The 18,298-nt window shown below is 65.4% G+C and carries 15 protein-coding genes; 10 read left to right on the top strand and 5 right to left on the bottom strand.

Going from position 1 to position 18,298, the window contains the following annotated elements; genetic code table 11:
• The first annotated feature begins 195 nt into the window (after positions 1-195).
• From pgi to B9Z03_RS09930, 3 genes are all read left to right on the top strand, one after another.
• Positions 196-1,767, top strand: coding sequence for a glucose-6-phosphate isomerase (gene pgi / locus B9Z03_RS09940; RefSeq protein WP_244561898.1), 1,572 nt, complete (start codon positions 196-198; stop codon positions 1,765-1,767).
• Positions 1,768-1,770: 3 nt separating this feature from the next.
• Positions 1,771-2,496 carry an HAD family hydrolase gene (locus B9Z03_RS09935; protein WP_085464064.1) on the top strand — a complete coding sequence of 242 codons (726 nt, stop codon included), beginning with the start codon at positions 1,771-1,773 and terminating at the stop codon, positions 2,494-2,496.
• A 79-nt stretch (positions 2,497-2,575) separates the two neighbouring features.
• Complete coding sequence (locus tag B9Z03_RS09930) at positions 2,576-3,466, top strand: sulfurtransferase (RefSeq protein ID WP_085467582.1); 891 nt, start codon at positions 2,576-2,578, stop codon at positions 3,464-3,466.
• Positions 3,467-3,476: 10 nt separating this feature from the next.
• Here B9Z03_RS09930 and B9Z03_RS09925 read toward each other — a convergent pair whose 3' ends face one another.
• From B9Z03_RS09925 to B9Z03_RS09920, 3 genes are all read right to left on the bottom strand, one after another.
• Positions 3,477-4,442 (bottom strand): alpha/beta fold hydrolase, encoded by a 966-nt coding sequence (locus tag B9Z03_RS09925; RefSeq protein WP_176247486.1) that lies wholly within the window; start codon positions 4,440-4,442, stop codon positions 3,477-3,479.
• A gap of 5 nt (positions 4,443-4,447) precedes the next feature.
• Positions 4,448-4,627: a hypothetical protein gene (locus B9Z03_RS29805; RefSeq protein ID WP_176247485.1), complete on the bottom strand. Its 180-nt coding sequence runs from the start codon at positions 4,625-4,627 to the stop codon at positions 4,448-4,450.
• A 101-nt stretch (positions 4,628-4,728) separates the two neighbouring features.
• Positions 4,729-6,780 carry a long-chain fatty acid--CoA ligase gene (locus tag B9Z03_RS09920; RefSeq protein ID WP_210191414.1) on the bottom strand — a complete coding sequence of 684 codons (2,052 nt, stop codon included), beginning with the start codon at positions 6,778-6,780 and terminating at the stop codon, positions 4,729-4,731.
• Between the two features lie 387 nt (positions 6,781-7,167).
• Here B9Z03_RS09920 and B9Z03_RS09915 point away from each other — a divergent pair, with 387 nt between their 5' ends.
• The 7 genes from B9Z03_RS09915 (at position 7,168) to B9Z03_RS09885 (ending at position 13,610) form a co-directional block, all read left to right on the top strand.
• Positions 7,168-8,760 carry an ABC transporter substrate-binding protein gene (locus tag B9Z03_RS09915; protein ID WP_085464061.1) on the top strand — a complete coding sequence of 531 codons (1,593 nt, stop codon included), beginning with the start codon at positions 7,168-7,170 and terminating at the stop codon, positions 8,758-8,760.
• A 134-nt stretch (positions 8,761-8,894) separates the two neighbouring features.
• Positions 8,895-9,899, top strand: coding sequence for an ABC transporter permease subunit (locus B9Z03_RS09910; RefSeq protein WP_085464060.1), 1,005 nt, complete (start codon positions 8,895-8,897; stop codon positions 9,897-9,899).
• A gap of 10 nt (positions 9,900-9,909) precedes the next feature.
• Positions 9,910-10,827 (top strand): ABC transporter permease subunit, encoded by a 918-nt coding sequence (locus tag B9Z03_RS09905; protein ID WP_085464059.1) that lies wholly within the window; start codon positions 9,910-9,912, stop codon positions 10,825-10,827.
• 3 nt (positions 10,828-10,830) lie between these two features.
• The gene (locus B9Z03_RS09900) at positions 10,831-11,355 is read left to right on the top strand and encodes a hypothetical protein (RefSeq protein ID WP_085464058.1); all 525 of its coding nucleotides are present in this window, start codon (positions 10,831-10,833) and stop codon (positions 11,353-11,355) included.
• A 129-nt stretch (positions 11,356-11,484) separates the two neighbouring features.
• Positions 11,485-12,357: an ABC transporter ATP-binding protein gene (locus tag B9Z03_RS09895; protein ID WP_085464057.1), complete on the top strand. Its 873-nt coding sequence runs from the start codon at positions 11,485-11,487 to the stop codon at positions 12,355-12,357.
• Positions 12,354-13,190 carry a dipeptide ABC transporter ATP-binding protein gene (locus B9Z03_RS09890; protein ID WP_085464056.1) on the top strand — a complete coding sequence of 279 codons (837 nt, stop codon included), beginning with the start codon at positions 12,354-12,356 and terminating at the stop codon, positions 13,188-13,190. Before B9Z03_RS09895 ends, B9Z03_RS09890 begins: the two co-directional genes overlap by 4 nt.
• Before the next feature lie 114 nt (positions 13,191-13,304).
• A complete protein-coding gene (locus tag B9Z03_RS09885) occupies positions 13,305-13,610 on the top strand; it encodes an antibiotic biosynthesis monooxygenase family protein (RefSeq protein ID WP_085464055.1) in 306 nt (101 codons plus the stop codon).
• Positions 13,611-13,922: 312 nt separating this feature from the next.
• On the opposite strand, the gene B9Z03_RS09880 is transcribed toward B9Z03_RS09885, so the two are convergent.
• Positions 13,923-15,077 carry an efflux RND transporter periplasmic adaptor subunit gene (locus tag B9Z03_RS09880; protein WP_085464054.1) on the bottom strand — a complete coding sequence of 385 codons (1,155 nt, stop codon included), beginning with the start codon at positions 15,075-15,077 and terminating at the stop codon, positions 13,923-13,925.
• Positions 15,078-15,091: 14 nt separating this feature from the next.
• A complete protein-coding gene (locus B9Z03_RS09875; RefSeq protein WP_085467581.1) occupies positions 15,092-18,232 on the bottom strand; it encodes an efflux RND transporter permease subunit in 3,141 nt (1,046 codons plus the stop codon).
• Between the last annotated feature and the right edge of the window lie 66 nt (positions 18,233-18,298).

Raw genomic sequence — 18,298 nt, 5'->3', positions numbered from 1 at the left:
CTGGCACAATCACTTAAGCCACATTTTCGTTTTGTATTGTGACAATTGGGCCAGCCTCCGAAGTGGAATAAGACCCTGTTGCGCGCTAGCTTGCCGCCGAGGACCACCAGACCGGGGGATGAATTGGCACGAGCGGACCTTTCCGAATCGATCGAGGCCTTGCGGCGGCATCGCGATGCCGATGCGCCGAAGGACATGCGGGCGGCCTTCCAGGCCGATCCCGGCCGCTTCGGCGCGTTTTCGCTCACGTTCGACGACCTGCTTCTCGACTGGTCGAAATGCGCGGTCGACGCCGCGACCATGACGCTGCTCGAAAAGACGGCGCGGGCGGCAGATCTCGAAGGCAAGCGCGCGGCGATGTTCGCGGGCGAGCCGATCAACCTGACCGAAGGCCGCGCCGTGCTGCATGTGGCGCTGCGCGGCGCCGCAGCGGGCGTGGCCGACGGACGCTCGAAGGAGGCCGCCGAGGTGTCGCGCGTGCTCGAAGCGCTCTCAGCCTTCGCCGACGCCATCCGCTCCGGCCGCACGAAGGGCGCGACCGGCAGGAAGATCACCGACGTCGTCAACATCGGCATCGGCGGTTCGGACCTCGGCCCGCAGATGGCCGTGCTGGCTCTGGCTCCGTTCCATGACGGGCCGCGTGCGCACTTCGTCTCCAATGTCGACGGCGCCCACATTTCCGACGTGCTGAAGCCGCTCGACCCGGAAACGACCTTCTTCATCATCGCCTCGAAGACCTTCACCACCATCGAGACGATGACCAATGCGACCACGGCGAAGGCCTGGGTGCAGTCCGCGGTCGGCGCGGACCTCGCTTCGCTGCACTTCGCCGCCGTCTCGACGGCGGTCGACAAGGCCGCAGCCTTCGGCATCCCCGCCGAGCGCGTCTTCGGCTTCTGGGACTGGGTCGGCGGACGCTACTCCCTGTGGTCGGCGATCGGCCTGCCGATCATGATCGCCGTCGGCCCGGAGAATTTCCGCCGCTTCCTCGCCGGCGCGCATGCGATGGACGAGCACTTCCGCACCGCGCCGATCCTGGAGAACCTGCCGGCAGTGCTCGGCCTGATCGGCTGGTGGCACCGCGTCATCTGCTTCTATCCGGCCCGCGCCGTCATCCCCTACGACCAGCGGCTGTCGCGCCTGCCGGCCTACCTGCAGCAGCTCGACATGGAATCGAACGGCAAGGGCGTCGCGATCGACGGCACGCCGGTCACGACGCCGACCGGGCCGCTCGTCTTCGGCGAGCCCGGCACCAACGGCCAGCACGCCTTCTTCCAGCTCCTGCATCAAGGGACCGACGTCATCCCGGTCGAGTTCATCATCGCTGCGGAAGGGTTCGAGCCGGAACTCGCACATCACCACGACCTGCTCGTCGCCAACTGCCTCGCCCAGTCCGAGGCGTTGATGCGCGGCCGCACGCTCGACGAGGCGCGCGCGCAGCTCCTCAAGGCGGGAATGGACGCCGCGAAGGCGGAGACCATCGCCCCGCACCGCGTCTTCTCGGGCAACCGCCCCTCCGTGACCATCGTCCACCAGAAGCTCGACCCGTTCGCGCTCGGCCGGCTCGTCGCGCTCTACGAGCATCGCGTCTTCGTCGAGGCCGCGCTGTTCGGCATCAACGCCTTCGACCAGTGGGGCGTCGAGCTGGGCAAGGAGCTGGCGACCGGGCTGCTGCCCGTCGTCGAAGGCAAGGCCTCGGCCGCCGGGCGGGACGCGTCGACCGCCGGCCTCGTCGCGCACATCCATGCATTGGCGGCGGAGGAATAGGCCGTGGCGCGTATCCGGGGTATTCTCTTCGACAAGGACGGGACGTTGGTCGACTTCGACCGCACCTGGTTCTCGATCGGCGACATGCTGGCGCTGGAGGCCGCCGGTGGCGATCGTCTGCGGGCGGACCGGCTGATGCAGCAGGCGGGCTACGACTTCAAGGCCAAGCACTTCATCGCCGATTCGGTCTTCGCCGCCGGCACGAATGCCGACGTCGTGGCGCTTTGGTATCCCGAGCTGGAGCCGACGCTGCGGCAGGAGCTCGTTCTTCGCTTCAACGGCATCACCGCCATCAACGGGGCGGCGAAGGCGGTCGCCGTGGCCGGGGTCAAGGAAGCGCTCGCCACCCTGCATCAGGGCGGCTACCGCATGGGTGTGGCGACCAACGATTCCACCGCCGGCGCGCAGCAGACCATCCTCATGCTCGGCATCGCCGGCATGTTCGAGGCGGCCTACGGCTACGACGCGGTCGCCCGGCCGAAGCCGGCGGCGGACACGGTGCTCGCCTTTTGCGACCTCACCGGCCTTTCGCCGTCCGAAGTGGCCATGATAGGCGACAACGGCCACGACATCGAGATGGCGCACAATGCCGGCTGCGGGCTCTCGATCGGCGTGCTCTCGGGCACCGGCACGGAAGACACGTTCAAGCGCGCGCGGGCCGATGCGATCATCGGCTCTGTCGCCGATCTGCCGATGCTGCTCGCCGAGAGGAACGCCCTCGCAGGCTAGGACCGGTTGTCACGGCGCGGCGCGTGTGACAGGAAATTCTTGCCCGCGCATCATGGCGCCGGCGGAACCCGGATCGGCCATGGAAAGCTACGCGCATCCCGAATTCCTCATCTCGCCGCAGGAACTCCATGCGAGGCGCGGCGAGCCGGGCCTCGTCGTGCTCGATGTCACGACGACGCTCGTCGCCGCCAAGGACCGCCCCTTCGCGCCCGTGTCGGGCGAGGCCGAGTTCCTGAAGAGCCACATACCCGGCGCGCGCTATGTCGATCTCGAGCGTGACCTGTCCGTTCCCGTCAAAGGCCTGCTCTTCACGTTGCCGCCGGTCGAGGATTTCGCACGTATGGCAGCGTCCCTCGGCATCGGGCAGGACAGTTTCGTTGTGGTCTATTCCACCGCGCAGCCCGGCTGGGCCGCGCGCGTCTGGCTCATGTTACGCGCATTCGGATTCACCAATGCCGCGGTGCTGAATGGCGGCTTTGCGGGCTGGAAGGCCGCTGGACTTCCCGTGAAGGCAGGAGCGGTTCCGCCCGCCACGCCTCCGCTGGAAGAATTCGCGTGGCGACCGGCCGACAAGCGCGTGTTCGTGGACACCAGGGCCGTCAATAAAGCTCTCGACGACGGCAGCTCGCAACTCGTCAACGCTCTTCCCCCTGACGTATTCAGGGGAGACTCTCTGATCGTCTACGGACGTCCCGGCCACATTCCTCAAAGCGTCAATGTGCCGACGGGCACGCTGGTCGACCCCGAGACCGGCCGCTACCTGGATCCTGGCTCTTTGGAGCGACGGTTCACCGACGCCGGAATCGATCCCGACACACCTGTCATCGCCTATTGCGGCGCCGGGGTCGCGGCCAGCAACGTCGCCTTCGCCCGGCTTCTGCTCGGCCACGAGAACGTCTCGGTCTATGACGGATCGATGCTAGACTGGTCCAGGGATCCGCTCCGACCCGTGGTGACGGGAGAGAGATAGGCCGGCGCGTCTACATCGGCCGGCTGCGGACGAAGCGTGCGACCTCCGCGAACAGCTCCTCGTCGTGTCCCACCCAGACATGCCCGCCCGTCGGATAGACGACGAGGCGCGTACCTGGAACCTCGCGCGCGATGTGGCGCGCCGCGTCGGCCGTGCCGAAGCGGTCGTCCTCCACCGAGATGGCAAGCGTCGGCGCGCGGATGCGCTCAAGCTCCGACCGCGCCGGGTCGGAAGCGAGGCGGGCGTCGTTCAAAAGCCCGCGGCTGCGGTGGCTGACCGGGAGGATGCCGGAGAGGATCTCGCCAATGCGAGCCTGTTCCTCAGCGGACGCCTTGGAGACAAGCGCCGGATCGGTCGCCAGCATCGTGCCGATCATCGTGTCGCGCGCCGTCCCCAGCGCGGCCCAGAACAGCAGATCGGACTCCAGCATCGCCCGCATCGTCTTCTCCTGCCACCAGCTCATCGGCTGGAAGCTCGGCCGCTCCGGTGCATATGTCGCCGGCACGATGGTGATCAGCGCGCTGCACCGGTCGGGATGGCGGATGGCGAACTCGATCGCCGACAGCGCGCCGGCCGACCCGCCCGCGACGGGCAGCTTCTCGATGCCGAGATGGTCGAGCAGGTCCACGAACGCATCCGCCTGCCGCGCCGAGCTCGGATCGTCGGGATAGCCGCTGCGCAGATAGCCGAAACGCGACGGCGCGATGACGCGGAAACCGTCGGCGCTGAGACGACGGCAGAAGGCCAGCCCCTGGTCGAAGCCGCCACCCGTCCCGTGGATCATGAGGATCGGCGGCCCGCTGCCCCCCTCGCCCCACTCCATCGTCCCGAAGCCGGTTTCGATCGTCGAGCTGCCCCGGGAGATGCGCGCCTCGGCCGCCGCCAGCGCCCGCCGGAAAGAAGCCGTCGCCACGCCACCGCCGGCCAGAACGCCAGCCGCGGCGGCTCCCAGAAGCACGGCGCGACGCGACGGCATGCTGGTCAGCCGCTCTTGCGAGATGCGCGAGGTCCAAGAAGGCCGCGCTTCTCCAGCTCTTTCAGGATGTTTGCCGGCGATTCGCGGCAGCCGCATTGCTCGCGGTGCTGCCGGTGCCATTCGAGACGCTCCTCGAACGTCGCATTGCGCGGCAGCGGATGCGCCTCGTGCCATTCCCTGTTCATGATGGTGTCCCGTCGGTCGTCATGGAAAACACCATGACGACCGATGGTCCGCAGCGCCTTGATTCAGCGCAAAACCGCGGCAGCGTGCTGCGGAAGAGGGATCAGCCCCTCAGCTCGCGCCGCAGGATCTTGCCGACATTGGTCTTCGGCAGATCGGTGCGGAACTCGATGTATTTCGGCATCTTGTAGCCGGTCAGGTTCTCGCGGAGATAGGCCTTCAGCGCATCGGCGGTCAGCGCCGGGTCCTTCTTGACCACGAACAGCTTCGGCGTCTCGCCCGACTTCTCGTCCGGCACGCCGATCGCGGCGCATTCGAGCACGCCGGGATGAGTGGCCGCCACGTCCTCGATCTCGTTCGGATAGACGTTGAAGCCCGAAACCAGGATCATGTCCTTCTTGCGGTCGACGATCTTGACGTAGCCGCGCGTGTCCATGAAGCCCATGTCGCCCGACTTGAAGAAACCGTCGGCGGTCATGACCTTCGCGGTCTCCTCCGGGCGGTTCCAGTAGCCGGCCATCACCTGCGGGCCCTTGATGCAGATTTCGCCGACATCGCCGAGCGGCAGGTCGTTGCCGTCGTCGTCGCGGATCGTGATCTCGGTCGAGGGGATCGGAATGCCGATCGTGCCGGTGAACTCCGAGGCGTCGAAGCGGTTGGCGGTCGCCACGGGCGAGGTCTCCGACAGGCCGTAGCCCTCCGAGATGATGCAGCCTGTGAGCTTCTGCCAGCGTTCCGACACGGCCTTCTGCGCCGCCATGCCGCCGGCGAAGGTCAGCGACAGCGGCTTGAAGTCGAGCTTCTGGAAGTCGGGATTGTTGAGCAGCGCGTTGAACAGCGTGTTGAGGCCGGGGAAGATGTTGAACGGATACTTTCCCAGCTCCTTGACGAAGGCCGGGATGTCGCGCGGGTTGGGGATCAGGATGTTCTGCGCCCCCTGCTGCATGCCCATCAGCGCATTCACCGTCAGCGCGTAGATGTGGTAGAGCGGCAGCGCGCAGACATAGACCAGCCGATCGGGCTTCGCCCGCTTGAGATAGGCGGTCTGCACCCAGACGTCGTTCTGCGCCACATTGGCGAGCACGTTGCGATGCAGCAGCGTCGCGCCCTTCGAGACGCCCGTCGTGCCGCCGGTATATTGCAGGAAGGCGACGTCGTCCGGCCCGACCTTCGCCGGCTTGAAGGTGGCGCGGCTGCCGGCCTTGAGCGCGTCGTTGAACTTGATGTGCCCCGGCAGCGACCAGGCGGGCACCAGCTTCTTCACCCGGCGCACGACCAGGTTGACGATGTGGCCCTTGAGGCCGAGCAGGTCCCCCATCGCGGCGACGACGATGTGCTTCACATTGGTCTTGGCGACGATGGACTGGAGCGTGTGGGCAAAGTTCTCCAGGATGATGATCGCCTCGGCGCCGGAATCCTTCAGCTGATGCTCGAGCTCGCGCGGCGTGTAGAGCGGATTGACGTTGACGACCGTGTAGCCCGCGCGCAGCACCGCCATCATCGCGATCGGATATTGCAGCACGTTGGGCATCATGATCGCCACCCGCGCGCCCTTCTGCAGCCCCTTGGACTGGAGGAAGGCGGCGAAGGACTGCGACGCCTCGCCGATCTGCGCATAGGTCAGCGTCTTGTCCATGCAGGTGAAAGCGGGCCGGGTCGAGAACTTCTTGACCGAATCCGCCAAAAGGTCGCCGATCGACTGATAGGGGATCGGGCCGATCTCGGCGGGGATCTCCTTCGGATAGCTGGCCAGCCAGGGCTTCGAGGCCGAGGTCGGCTTTTCCGAGGCCTTCGCCTTGGAGGCGGGCTTCGCGGCGGCCGGCTTGGCGGTCTCAGCCACCGGCGTCTCGGCAGGCACCGCGGCCGCCTTCATCGCCACCGGCTTCGTGGTCGCGGATTTCGTGGCCCTGGGCTTCGGCGCGGCCTTGGCGGCGGCCTTCGTAGGCGCCACCGCTGCGGCGGCAGCCGGCTTCGCGGCCTTCACGGTCTTGGCCGCCGGCTTGGGAGCGGCCGACTTGGACACGGCAGACTTGGGCGTAGCGGCGGGCTTGGCTTTCGCCTTGGCCGGAGCGGCGGCCGCGGCCGGCCTCGCCTTGCTTTCCGCTGCCCGCTTGGCGGCCGGCTTCTTCACGCTTTCAGCGGGCGCCTTCTTCATGTCGGACGGTTTGGTGCGTGCCGCGAGACCGCTCTTCGGCGCATCGGCCTTTGCCGACTTGCCAGCGGCGGCCCCTGCCCCCGCACCGGACTTTCCTGCCGACTTTGCCATTCCCTGCTCCCTCCTCGTCCCGGCGGAGTGCCGCCAGGACCTTTTGTATTTCGTGCCGGCCGCAAATAGCGGTCGATCCTTGGTAGGTCTATCTAGGGTGAGATGACCGAGGCGCGCAAGTGTCGCGATTCCGCTGCTCCCACCGCGCGTCCGACGGATTTCAAACATTCCCCTACGCCACGCCAGGGGGAGTTCCAATGCTCCGAATTCGATGCTTATATGAGGCTTCGCGAGCCTGTCAGATGGCTCGGGCGAAAAAGAATGGGAGCGTTATTTATGAAAAAACTGAGTTTTGCGGCGGCGTTGCTTGCCGCAACCGTCCTGAGCGGCGTGGCCAGCGCAAAGACACTGGTCTACTGCTCGGAGGGCTCACCGGAGGGTTTCGACCCCGCCCTCTATACCGCCGGCACCACGTTCGACGCGTCGTCTCGTCCCGTCTACAACCGCCTCGTCGAGTTCAAGCCCGGCACCACCGAGATCGAGCCCGGCCTCGCCGAGAGCTACGAGATTTCCGACGACGGGCTGCAGTACACGTTCAAGATCCGCCCGGGCGTCAAGTTCCAGACCACCGACTACTTCACCCCCACCCGCGAGCTCAACGCGGATGACGTGATCTTCTCCTTCGAGCGCCAGCTCAAGGCCGACAATCCCTACAACCAGTATGTCACCGGCGGCGCATGGGAATATTTCGCCGGCATGGGCATGCCCGACCTGATCGCCTCGATCGAGAAGGTCGACGACATGACCGTCAAGTTCGTGCTGAAGCAGAAGGAAGCTCCGTTCCTCACCAATCTCGGCATGGACTTCGGCTCGATCGTCTCCAAGGAATATGCCGACAAGCTGGCCGAGGCCGGCACGAAGGAACAGCTGAACCAGAAGCCGATCGGCACCGGTCCGTTCCAGTTCGTCGACTACCAGCTCGACGCGCGCATTCAGTACAAGGCCAACCCGGACTACTGGAAGGGTAAGGAGAAGATCGACGACCTCGTCTTCGCCATCACCAAGGAAGCCTCGGTCCGCTACCAGAAGCTCCAGGCCGGCGAGTGCCACGTGATGCCGTATCCGGCGGCCGCCGACGTCGCCGCCATGAAGGCCGACCCGAACCTGCAGGTGATGGAGGAGAATGGTCTCAACGTCGCCTATCTCGCCTTCAACACCATGCAGCCTCCGTTCGACAAGACCGAGGTCCGCAAGGCTATCGCCGGCGCAATCAACAAGCAGGCGATCGTCGACGCGGTGTTCCAGGGCGCGGCTTCCGTCGCCAAGAACCCGATGCCGCCGACCATGTGGGGCTACAACGACGCGATCGAGGACGACAAATACGACCCGGCCGCGGCCAAGGCAGCCCTCGAAGCCGCCGGCGTCAAAGACCTGTCGATGAAGGTCTGGGCGATGCCTGTCGCGCGTCCTTACATGCTCGACGCGCGCCGCGCCGCCGAGATCATCCAGGCCGACCTCGCCGAGATCGGCGTGAAGGCCGAGATCGTGACCTATGAATGGGCGGAATATCTGGACCGTTCGAAGGCCAAGGATCGCGACGGTGCCGTCATCCTCGGCTGGACCGGCGACAACGGCGATCCGGACAACTTCCTGCACACCCTGCTCGGCTGCGACGCGGTCGGCGGCAACAACCGCGCGCAGTGGTGCAACGAGGAGTTCGACAAGCTGGTGACGCAGGCCAAGACCTCGACCGACCAGGCCGAGCGCGCCAAGCTCTACGAAGAGGCCCAGGTCGTCTTCAAGCGCGAGGCGCCGTGGGTCACGCTCGACCACTCGGTCGTCGTGATGCCGATGTCGAAGAAGGTCTCCGGCTATGTGATGAGCCCGCTCGGCCATCACGCCTTCACGGGCGTCGACATTGCCGAGTAAGCTGACATAGCATCTTCGCGGGGGTGTCCGGCGACGGACGCCCCCTTTTGCTATGCGCGTACCGGCGCGGATAAACCGCGCGAAACCTGTCGTTCCGCGCGCCCGCACATCCGGCACAGACCTTTTGGTGGGCCATGCTGCGCTTTTTCCTGGGACGCCTCGCCGTCCTGATCCCGACCTTCATCGGCGTCTCGATCGTCGCCTTCGCCTTCATCCGGCTGCTGCCGGGCGATCCCGTCATGCTGATGTCGGGCGAACGGGTGATGTCGCCGGAACGCTACGAGAAGATCTCGCACGAGCTCGGCTATGACCGGCCTATCGTGATCCAGTATCTCGACTATCTCGGCAACGTGCTCACCGGAGATTTCGGCCGGTCGATCACTACCAAGGAACCGGTCCTGTCGATCTTCGCCAAGCTGTTCCCGGCGACGCTTGAGCTCTCCCTCTGCGCCATCATCTTCGCGGTGATCCTCGGCATCCCGGCCGGGATCATAGCGGCGATCCGACGAGGATCCTTCATAGATCAATCGGTCATGGGCACGGCTCTCATCGGCTATTCGATGCCGATCTTCTGGTGGGGCCTGCTGCTCATCATTTTCTTCTCCGGCTTCCTGCAATGGACGCCGGTGTCGGGCCGGATCTCCTTCTCCTACTTCTTCCAGCCGGTCACCGGCTTCATGCTGATCGACTCGCTGATCTCCGGCCAGAAGGGCGCGTTCAGTTCGGCGGTCTCGCACCTCATCCTGCCCACCATCGTGCTCGGCACGATCCCGCTCGCCGTCATCGCCCGCCAGACGCGCTCGGCGATGCTCGAGGTGCTGGGCGAGGACTATGTGCGCACCGCCCGCGCCAAGGGCCTGCCGCCGCTGCGCGTCATCGGCGTGCACGCGCTGCGCAATGCGATGATCCCGGTCGTCACCACGATCGGCCTGCAGGTCGGCGTGATGCTCGCCGGCGCGATCCTGACCGAGTCCATCTTCTCCTGGCCGGGCATCGGCAAGTGGATGGTCGATTCGGTGTTCAAGCGCGACTATCCCGTCATCCAGGGCGGCCTGCTGATCATCGCCTCGATCATCATGCTGGTGAACCTGATCGTGGATCTGCTCTACGGCCTCATCAACCCGCGCATCCGGCACTGAGGAGGGCATCATGGCAACCACCACACCCCAGGCCCTCCAGGAAGCCGACCGCCACGCGGTGACGCTCGGCCAGCGCCTGTCCGAGTTCTGGTACTACTTCTCGGAGAATCGCGGCGCCGTCATCGGCCTGTGGGTCTTCGTCATTCTCGTCGTGCTTGCGCTGCTCGCGCCGCTGATCGCGCCGCACCTGCCGCAGCAGCAGTATCGCGACGCGATCCTCGTGCCTCCCTATTGGCAGGAGGGCGGCCGGGCAGCCTATCTGCTCGGCACCGACGCCGTCGGCCGCGACATCCTCTCGCGCCTTCTCTACGGGGCGCGGTTCTCGCTCTTCATCGGCGTCATCGTGACGACACTGTCGCTCACCGTCGGCATCTTCTTCGGCGTCATCGCCGGCTATGTCGGCGGGCGCACCGACACGCTGATCATGCGCGTGATGGACGTGATCCTCGCCTTCCCGTCGCTGCTCCTGGCGCTGGTCCTGGTCGCCGTGCTCGGCCCCGGCCTGATCAATGCGATGATCGCCATCGCGCTCGTGCTGCAGCCGCATTTCGTGCGGCTCACCCGGGCGGCCGTGCTGTCGGAGAAGACCAAGGACTATGTGGTCGCAGCCAAGGTAGCGGGCGCCAAGCCGCTCAGGCTGATGTTCAGGACCATCTTGCCGAACTGCATGGCGCCGCTGATCGTGCAGGCGACGCTGTCGTTCTCCACCGCGATCCTCGACGCCGCCGCGCTCGGCTTCCTCGGCATGGGGGCGCAGCCGCCGACGCCGGAATGGGGCACGATGCTCGCCGAGGCCCGCGAGTTCATCCTGCGCGCCTGGTGGGTGGTGACGCTGCCGGGCCTCGCCATCCTCATCACGGTTCTGGCGATCAACCTGATGGGCGACGGCCTGCGCGACGCACTCGACCCGAAGCTGAAGAGGTCATGAGGAATGGAGGCTTGGGTCGGACCGGCAATCGTCGCAGCCGTCATTTCCGGCCTGATCAGCCTTGTCGTCGTCCAGCTCAACTTCCGGCAGGAACGCAAGGCCGACAGGTTGAGGCGGGAGGAGAAGATACGAGACTTCCAGATCGCGCTACGTGCCGAAATCAGAAGCGAGCTTGCCAATCTCGAAAGATTCGACCTCCCAAGTCTGCTCGCAGACGTGAAAGAAAGATATGCGACAGACAAAGGATATTCGGTCTCGGTGCCGCGAATTGCCAAGCATGTGATTTTCGATGCGATCGCAAAAGAAATTCACATCCTGCCGGAGAGCGTTATTGGACCGGTCGTCTTCTACGCGAGACAAAGACAGGCGGTCGAAAGTCTAGCCGACGACATGCGCGATCCGGCGTTCAAGGCCCTCGGCAGGGAGCGGCAGCTTGAAATGTACGGCGACTATCTCGGGATGTGGGATGTCTGGCGCGACTTGGCGGCAAAGGCCGAGAAGGCGCTGGAGACAGGAAAGATTCAGTAGCTCGGTCGCGGTCCAGTCGGGCCCGAGATCGGTGGAAGCGGCGGCAATGGACGTGGTTTGGAAGAACGCATCGGTGCACCTCTTGCGTGAATGTAATGCACATGCGCCGTATAACCAAGGGCACTAGACATGGCACTCCTTGAAATCGAAAACCTCGTTGTCGAGTTCGACACCGCGCAAGGCCCGTTCCGGGCGGTGGACGGCGTGTCGCTAAAGGTCGACGAGCGCGAGGTGCTGGCGATCGTCGGCGAGTCCGGTTCGGGCAAGTCGGTGTCGATGCTGGCCGTCATGGGCCTCCTGCCCTGGACGGCCAAGGTGCGCGCCGACAGGATGAGCTTCGCCGGCACGGATCTGCTCAAGCTCGACGCCGCCGAGCGGCGCAAGATCATCGGGAAGGACATGGCGATGATCTTCCAGGAGCCGATGGCGAGCCTCAACCCGTCCTTCACGGTCGGCTTCCAGATCGAGGAGGTGCTGAGGCTCCATATGCACATGGACCGCCACCAGCGCCGCGAACGGGCGATCGAACTGCTGCGGCTCGTCGGCATCCCCGATCCGGCGGAGCGGCTCAACTCCTATCCGCACCAGATGTCCGGCGGCCAGTGCCAGCGCGTCATGATCGCCATGGCGATTGCCTGCAATCCGAAGCTGCTCATCGCCGACGAGCCGACCACGGCGCTCGACGTCACGATCCAGAAGCAGATCCTCGACCTGCTGGTTTCGCTGCAGGAGAAATACGGCATGGCGCTGATCATGATCACCCACAACATGGGCGTCGTCGCCGAGACGGCCGACCGGGTGATCGTCCAGTACAAGGGCCGCAAGATGGAGGAGGCGGACGTCCTCACCCTGTTCGAGAACCCGAAGAGCAACTACACTCGTGCCCTGCTCTCCGCCCTTCCCGACAACGCCACCGGCGACCGGCTGCCGACCGTTTCCGACCTGATCTTCGAACAGGCAGCACCGGCCGTCGTCACACCGCCCATGGAGGGCCCGCTATGAGCACCATCGTCCTGGAAGGCCGCGACATCGTCCGCGACTATCACGTGCCCGGCGGCCTGTTCTCCAAGGCGCGCGTGGTGCATGCGGTCAAGGGCGTCTCGTTCACCGTGGAAAAGGGCAAGACGCTCGCCATCGTCGGCGAAAGCGGCTGCGGCAAGTCCACGCTGGCGCGCATCATCACCATGATCGACGCCGCGACCGCGGGCGACCTGCTGATCGAAGGACAGAAGGTCGACATCGCCAAGGGCGGGCTGACGCCGGAGTTGCGGCGCAAGGTGCAGATCGTGTTCCAGAACCCCTACGGCTCGCTCAACCCGCGCCAGAAGATCGGCGACGTGCTCGGCGAGCCGCTGCTGATCAACACCAACGTCCCGGCCGACGAGCGGCGCGAGCGCGCCATGCAGATGCTGGTCAAGGTCGGGCTCGGCCCGGAACACTTCAACCGCTACCCGCACATGTTCTCCGGGGGCCAGCGCCAGCGCATCGCCATTGCGCGCGCGCTGATGCTCAATCCGAGCCTGCTCGTGCTCGACGAACCGGTCTCGGCGCTCGACCTCTCCGTCCAGGCGCAGGTGCTGAACCTGCTCGCCGACCTGCAGGACGAGTTCCAGCTCACCTACGTCTTCATCAGCCACGACCTCTCGGTGGTGCGCTACATCGCCGACGACGTGATGGTGATGTATTTCGGCGAGGCGGTGGAATACGGTCCGCGCGACGAGGTGTTTTCAAACCCGAAGCACAGCTACACCAAGACCCTCTTCGCCGCCACCCCGCGCGCCGACGTCGAGAGCATCAAGGCCCGCCTGGCGCGCAAGGCGGCAAAGGCGGCCTGACGAGGCCCTTCCGTATTGGATGCGGCCGGGTCACAAGAGATGCGCGAGGGATGAGAAACCCTCGAACGCCTATCGCGTCGGCAACGGGCGATGGCTCCACAGAAGGAAGAGAGAATGATTGTAGAAGTCGCGTCAATCCGCGTGAAGGAAGGCCTGGAAGCCGAGTTCGAGGCAGCGGTCGGCAAAGCCGTCGACGTGTTCCGCCGCGCCGATGGCTGTCTCGGCCTGGTGCTGACACGCTGCGTCGAAGACCAGTCCCATTACGACGTGGTGATCCGCTGGAAGACGCTGGAGGACCATACGGTCGGCTTCCGCGGCTCCCCCCTCTTCGCGGAGTGGCGGGCTCTCGTCGGACCGTTCTTCGCCGAGCCCCCGTCGGTGAAACACTACGCCAACATCTTCCCTCCCGTCGAATTCTGACGGCGACAGCCTGCGAGAGCGGGGTGGTGCCGCTTGCGTGACTCGAACACGCGACCCCGCCTTTGGTGCCCAAGCGCTCGAAGAATCTAATCCTCCGATTGTCCTGAAGGATTCTTCACTTGCTGACGGCAGGGGCTGTAGCTGGGTTGTCGTGCCCGACCGTGCAGGCCGCCTCAAATTGGGTCAGCATTCCATTAGCGGGGTGCCATTCCCATCGCCCTATGGCCGTCATCGCCATGACGGCCACGGGGCTTCTCCAACCTCCCGCGACCCCGAACACGTAAAGCGGTCGACGCGTTTAGCCGCATGGCATCAGGACTGCTGACCGCCGTCGCTGATCGGCTGTACGGGCGCGCCGGGGAAGATCTTCTGCAGGTTGCCCGAGATGATCTGGTCGCCTTCGGCCACCCCCGACGTGAGGCTGACAAGAGGGCCGTTCTCAGGTCCGAGCGAGACGATCCGCTGCTCCACGACATTGTCCTTGCCAATCACATAGACGTACCTGCCGAACTGGCTCGAGCCGAGCGCCGTCTGGGGCACCATCAGGGCGTCGGGCAGTTCCCGCAGCCGAAGACGAATGCGGACGTATTGACCCGGCAGGAGGGAGAAGTCGGCGTTTTCGATCGTGGCGCGCGCCACGACCGTTCCGGTGTTGCGCTCGACGGCATTGTCGATGAACGTCAGGCGTCCCTTGCGCGGCTCCTGGTCGCTGCCCGGAACGAAGACCTCAGTGTCCACGGTGCCGTTCGCGAACGCCTTCTGGATCTCCGCAAGCTCGGTCTCGCTCGGATTGAAGGTGACGTAGATCGGCGAAAGCTGGACCAGAGTGTTGAGCGGCGTGCCGGCTGAGCTGGCGATCAGCGTTCCCTCCGGCGCCTGGTTGCGTCCGAGCCGCCCGGCGAAGGGCGCACGGATTTCCGTATTCTGCAAATTCAGCTCGGCGGTGTGCTCGGCCGCGCGCGACATTGCCAGTGATGCCTCGCCCTGGCGCATTGCGCTCTGGCGCAGGTCGAAGCCGTCTCTGGCGAGATATCCGCTGGACGCGAGTTCGCTGCCGCGCGTCAGGTTCGAGCGAAGGTAGTCGAGAGACGCCTCGTCGCGCTTGATCTGCGCCTTCACCTGATCGAGCGCGGCCTGATAGTCGCTCGGGTCGATCTTGTAGAGAAGGTCGCCTGCCTTCACATCCGTGCCGTCGGCCACCAGCTGTCGCTGCAGGTAGCCCGAGGCCTTCGCCTGAAGAGTGACGTTGCGGATCGCTTCCGTCCGCGCGGCGTATTCGAGATAGATCGGGATCGTCTTCTTGACGACGCTGACCACCGGGACCGGCATTGCCTGAGGAGCGGGTGCCGATGGCGCCGCGCCGGCAGCGGTGCTGCTGACGTTCCAGCCGTTCTGCGCCAGGAGATAGCCGCTGGCCACCGCCAGCGCGAGAACGGTTCCGTGGAGACCATATTTGAGACTGCGCATTTCAAACTCCGATTCTATTCCGCCGGCTCGGCCGCATCGCGGGCGGACGAGCGGGGCGACAGGCGCTCACGCCAGGATTCAAGAACGACATAAAAGATCGGCACGAAGACCAGGGTCAGGACGGTGGCGACCAGCATACCGCCGAAGACGGTGGTGCCGATCGACTGCCGGCTGGCCGCGCCGGCGCCAGTCGCGGTCATCAGCGGCACGACGCCGAGAATGAAGGCGAAGGCCGTCATCAGGATCGGCCGCAGGCGCAGGCGCGCGGCTTCGATCGCGGCAGCGACGATCTCCACGCCTTCCTCGCGCCGCCGCTTGGCGAACTCGACGATGAGGATCGCGTTCTTGGCGGCGAGGCCGATCAGCATCACGAAGCCGATCTGCGAGTAGACGTCGATCTGCATTCCGCGCAGCCACAGCGCGAGCAGTGCGCCGAGCAGGGCAAGCGGAACCGCGAGCAGCACCACGAAGGGCATCGACCAGCTTTCGTACTGCATGGCCAGCACGAGGAAGCAGAAGACGATGGCGATCCCGAAGACCAGATTGGCGATCGAGCCCGCCCTGATCTCCTGGTAGGTGATCCCGGTCCATTCGAAGGCGAAATCCCTCGGCAGGGCGGTCGCGGCGGCGCGTTCCATGGCGGCCACGGCCTGGCCGGAGCTGAACCCTTCCGCCGCCGCGCCGTTCACCAGCGCGGATGGGTAATTGTTGTAGTGGGTGATCGTCTCCGGGCCCGCCATCGACTTCAATTGGCCGAGCGTGCTCAGCGGCACCATGTCGCCGGAAGAGCTGCGCACATAGAGGCGGGAGATGTCGGTCGCCGAGGCGCGCGCATCCGGTTCCGCCTGCAGGGTGACGCGGAACGTGCGCCCGAACAGGTTGAAATCGTTGACGTAGAGCGAGCCGAGATAGATCTGCAACGTCGAGAAGACGTCCGGCAGGCTGAGGCCGAGCAGCTTCGCCTTGTTGCGGTCGAGGTCGTAGGAATATTGCGGCGTCGAGGTGCTGAAGGTCGTGAACAGCGCGAAGGGGTTGAGCTCCGGCTGCTTGCGAGCCTCCGCCAGCAGGGCCTGCGTCGTCTCGTCGAGGGCGACGGCGCCGCGTCCGGTCAAGTCCTCCACCTGGAACTCGAAGCCGCCGGTCGTGCCGAGACCCTGGATCGACGGCGGGTCGAAGGCCAGCACCAGCGCGTCGGGTATCTGGATGAGCTTGCCCTGCGCGATCGTGCGCAAGGCCGTCGCGCTCTCTCCGGGGCCTCGCTCGTCCCACGGCTTGAGAACGGCGAACTGGACGCCGGCGTTCGATTGGTTGGCGAAGCTCAGGAAGGAGAAGCCGACGACCGAGCCGACGGATTCAACCCCCGGCAGGCTGCGCAGAATCTCCTCGGACTTCTTCGCCACCGCGGCGGTGCGCTCCACCGACGCGCCGTCGGGAAGCTGCAGCACAACGAAGAAGTAGCCCTGATCCTCGACTGGCAGGAAGGTCGAGGGGATGCGCTGCGACAGGGTGTACGTGCCGGCCAGTCCGAGCGCGAACAGACCGAGCAGTGGCCAGCGCCAGCGGACGAACGTCCTGATGCTGCCGGCATAGATGTGCGACATCCAGTGGAAGCCGGCATTGAACCAGCGGAAGAGGATGAACTGGGACTCGCCGCGATAGCGCAGGAACACCGCGCTCAGTGCCGGGCTGAGCGTCAGCGAGTTGAACGCGGAGATCGCGAAGGAAATCGCGACCGTCAGGGCGAACTGGTTGTAGAGCTGGCCCGCAACGCCGGGAATGAAGGCGACCGGCACGAAGACGGCAAGCAGCACGCCGGTCGTGGCGATGATCGGCCCGGTGACCTCCTGCATCGCCTTCTTTGCCGCCGCGAGCGGCGGCAGTCCCGCCTCCAACTGTCGCTCAACGTTCTCGACGACCACGATCGCGTCGTCGACGACGAGCCCGATCGCCAGCACCATGCCGAGCAGCGACAGCATGTTGAGCGAGAAGCCGAGCAGGTACATGACCGTCAACGTCGCGACCAGCGATACCGGGATCGCGATGATTGGGATCAAGGTGGCGCGCCAACTCTGCAGGAAGATGAAGACGACCAGCACGACGAGAACGAGCGCCTCGACCAGCGTCTTGACGACGTCTTCCATCGCAGCGGAGACGAAGCGCGTCGTGTCGTAGAACATGTTGTAGGCCATGCCGGACGGGAAGCGCTTGGAGAGCTCCTCCATCTTGGCCTTGACGTTGTTCTGCAGGTCGAGCGCGTTCGAGCCCGGCGCCTGCAGGATGGCCAGGACCACGCTGTCCTGGCCGTTCAGGCTGAAGGACGAGGAGTAAAGCAGGGCGCCGAGTTCTATGCGCGCCACGTCGCGCAGGCGGGTCGCCGCACCCGTTTTCGGATCCACGCGCAGGACGATGTCGCCGAACTGCTGCGGGTCGCTCAGGCGGCCGACGGCGTTGACCTGCATCTCGAAGGCCGTGCCCGCCGGCGCGGGTGCCTGGCCGATCTTGCCGGCGGCGACCTGGATGTTCTGTTCCTGGATGACGTTCTGGACGTCGACAGCCGTCACGCCGAGGCTCGCCATCTTGTCGGGATCGAGCCAGACGCGCATGGAATAGCGGCGCTCGCCGAAGAACTGCACGTCGCCGACGCCCGGCAGGCGCTTGATCGGATCGAGAATCTGCAGATAGGCGTAGTTGCTGAGCGTGGTGAAGTCGACGGAGTTGTCCGGGGAGCCCAGGTTGACCAGGACGTTGAAGTTCGGGTTCTGCTTGATGACGGTCACGCCGGTCTGGTTGACCAGCGCGGGCAGCGATGGAGAAGCCTGCGAGACCCGGTTCTGCACATCCATCGCGGCGATGTCGATCGGATAGCCGACCTGGAACGAGATGGTGATGCGGGCCGAGCCGTCGTTCGAACTGGTCGACGACATGTAGAGCATGCCGGGCACGCCGTTGAGCTGCTGCTCGAGCGGCGTGGTCACCGTATCGGCGACCACTTGCGCGCTCGCGCCGGGATAATTCGCGGCGACCACGATCTGCGGCGGCGTGATGTCGGGGAATTGCGAAACCGGCAACAGGAAGTAAGAGATGCCGCCGGCCAGCACCATGATGATCGCGATTGCGGTCGCGAAGATCGGCCGCTGGATGAAGAACCCCACCATGCTGAATTCCTTCCCAAGCCGCTCGACGGCGTCTGCCATGCCGATTGACCCGAACGCCATCGCGAC

Source organism: Mesorhizobium australicum, from assembly GCF_900177325.1.
Classification (GTDB): domain Bacteria; phylum Pseudomonadota; class Alphaproteobacteria; order Rhizobiales; family Rhizobiaceae; genus Mesorhizobium_A; species Mesorhizobium_A australicum_A.
Note: the sequence above shows the minus strand (reverse complement) of the source record. Positions and strands in the feature narration are given on the sequence as shown.

Bases quoted from the DNA above. Each gene is read 5' to 3' on its own strand.
- pgi (WP_244561898.1), top strand. From the start codon at position 196: ATGCGGGCGGCCTTCCAGGCCGATCCCGGCCGCTTCGGCGCGTTTTCG.
- B9Z03_RS09930 (WP_085467582.1), top strand. From the start codon at position 2,576: ATGGAAAGCTACGCGCATCCCGAATTCCTCATCTCGCCGCAGGAACTC.
- B9Z03_RS09925 (WP_176247486.1), bottom strand. From the start codon at position 4,442: ATGCCGTCGCGTCGCGCCGTGCTTCTGGGAGCCGCCGCGGCTGGCGTT.
- B9Z03_RS29805 (WP_176247485.1), bottom strand. From the start codon at position 4,627: ATGAACAGGGAATGGCACGAGGCGCATCCGCTGCCGCGCAATGCGACG.
- B9Z03_RS09920 (WP_210191414.1), bottom strand. From the start codon at position 6,780: ATGAAGAAGGCGCCCGCTGAAAGCGTGAAGAAGCCGGCCGCCAAGCGG.
- B9Z03_RS09915 (WP_085464061.1), top strand. From the start codon at position 7,168: ATGAAAAAACTGAGTTTTGCGGCGGCGTTGCTTGCCGCAACCGTCCTG.
- B9Z03_RS09910 (WP_085464060.1), top strand. From the start codon at position 8,895: ATGCTGCGCTTTTTCCTGGGACGCCTCGCCGTCCTGATCCCGACCTTC.
- B9Z03_RS09905 (WP_085464059.1), top strand. From the start codon at position 9,910: ATGGCAACCACCACACCCCAGGCCCTCCAGGAAGCCGACCGCCACGCG.
- B9Z03_RS09900 (WP_085464058.1), top strand. From the start codon at position 10,831: ATGGAGGCTTGGGTCGGACCGGCAATCGTCGCAGCCGTCATTTCCGGC.
- B9Z03_RS09895 (WP_085464057.1), top strand. From the start codon at position 11,485: ATGGCACTCCTTGAAATCGAAAACCTCGTTGTCGAGTTCGACACCGCG.
- B9Z03_RS09890 (WP_085464056.1), top strand. From the start codon at position 12,354: ATGAGCACCATCGTCCTGGAAGGCCGCGACATCGTCCGCGACTATCAC.
- B9Z03_RS09885 (WP_085464055.1), top strand. From the start codon at position 13,305: ATGATTGTAGAAGTCGCGTCAATCCGCGTGAAGGAAGGCCTGGAAGCC.
- B9Z03_RS09880 (WP_085464054.1), bottom strand. From the start codon at position 15,077: ATGCGCAGTCTCAAATATGGTCTCCACGGAACCGTTCTCGCGCTGGCG.
- B9Z03_RS09875 (WP_085467581.1), bottom strand. From the start codon at position 18,232: ATGGTGGGGTTCTTCATCCAGCGGCCGATCTTCGCGACCGCAATCGCG.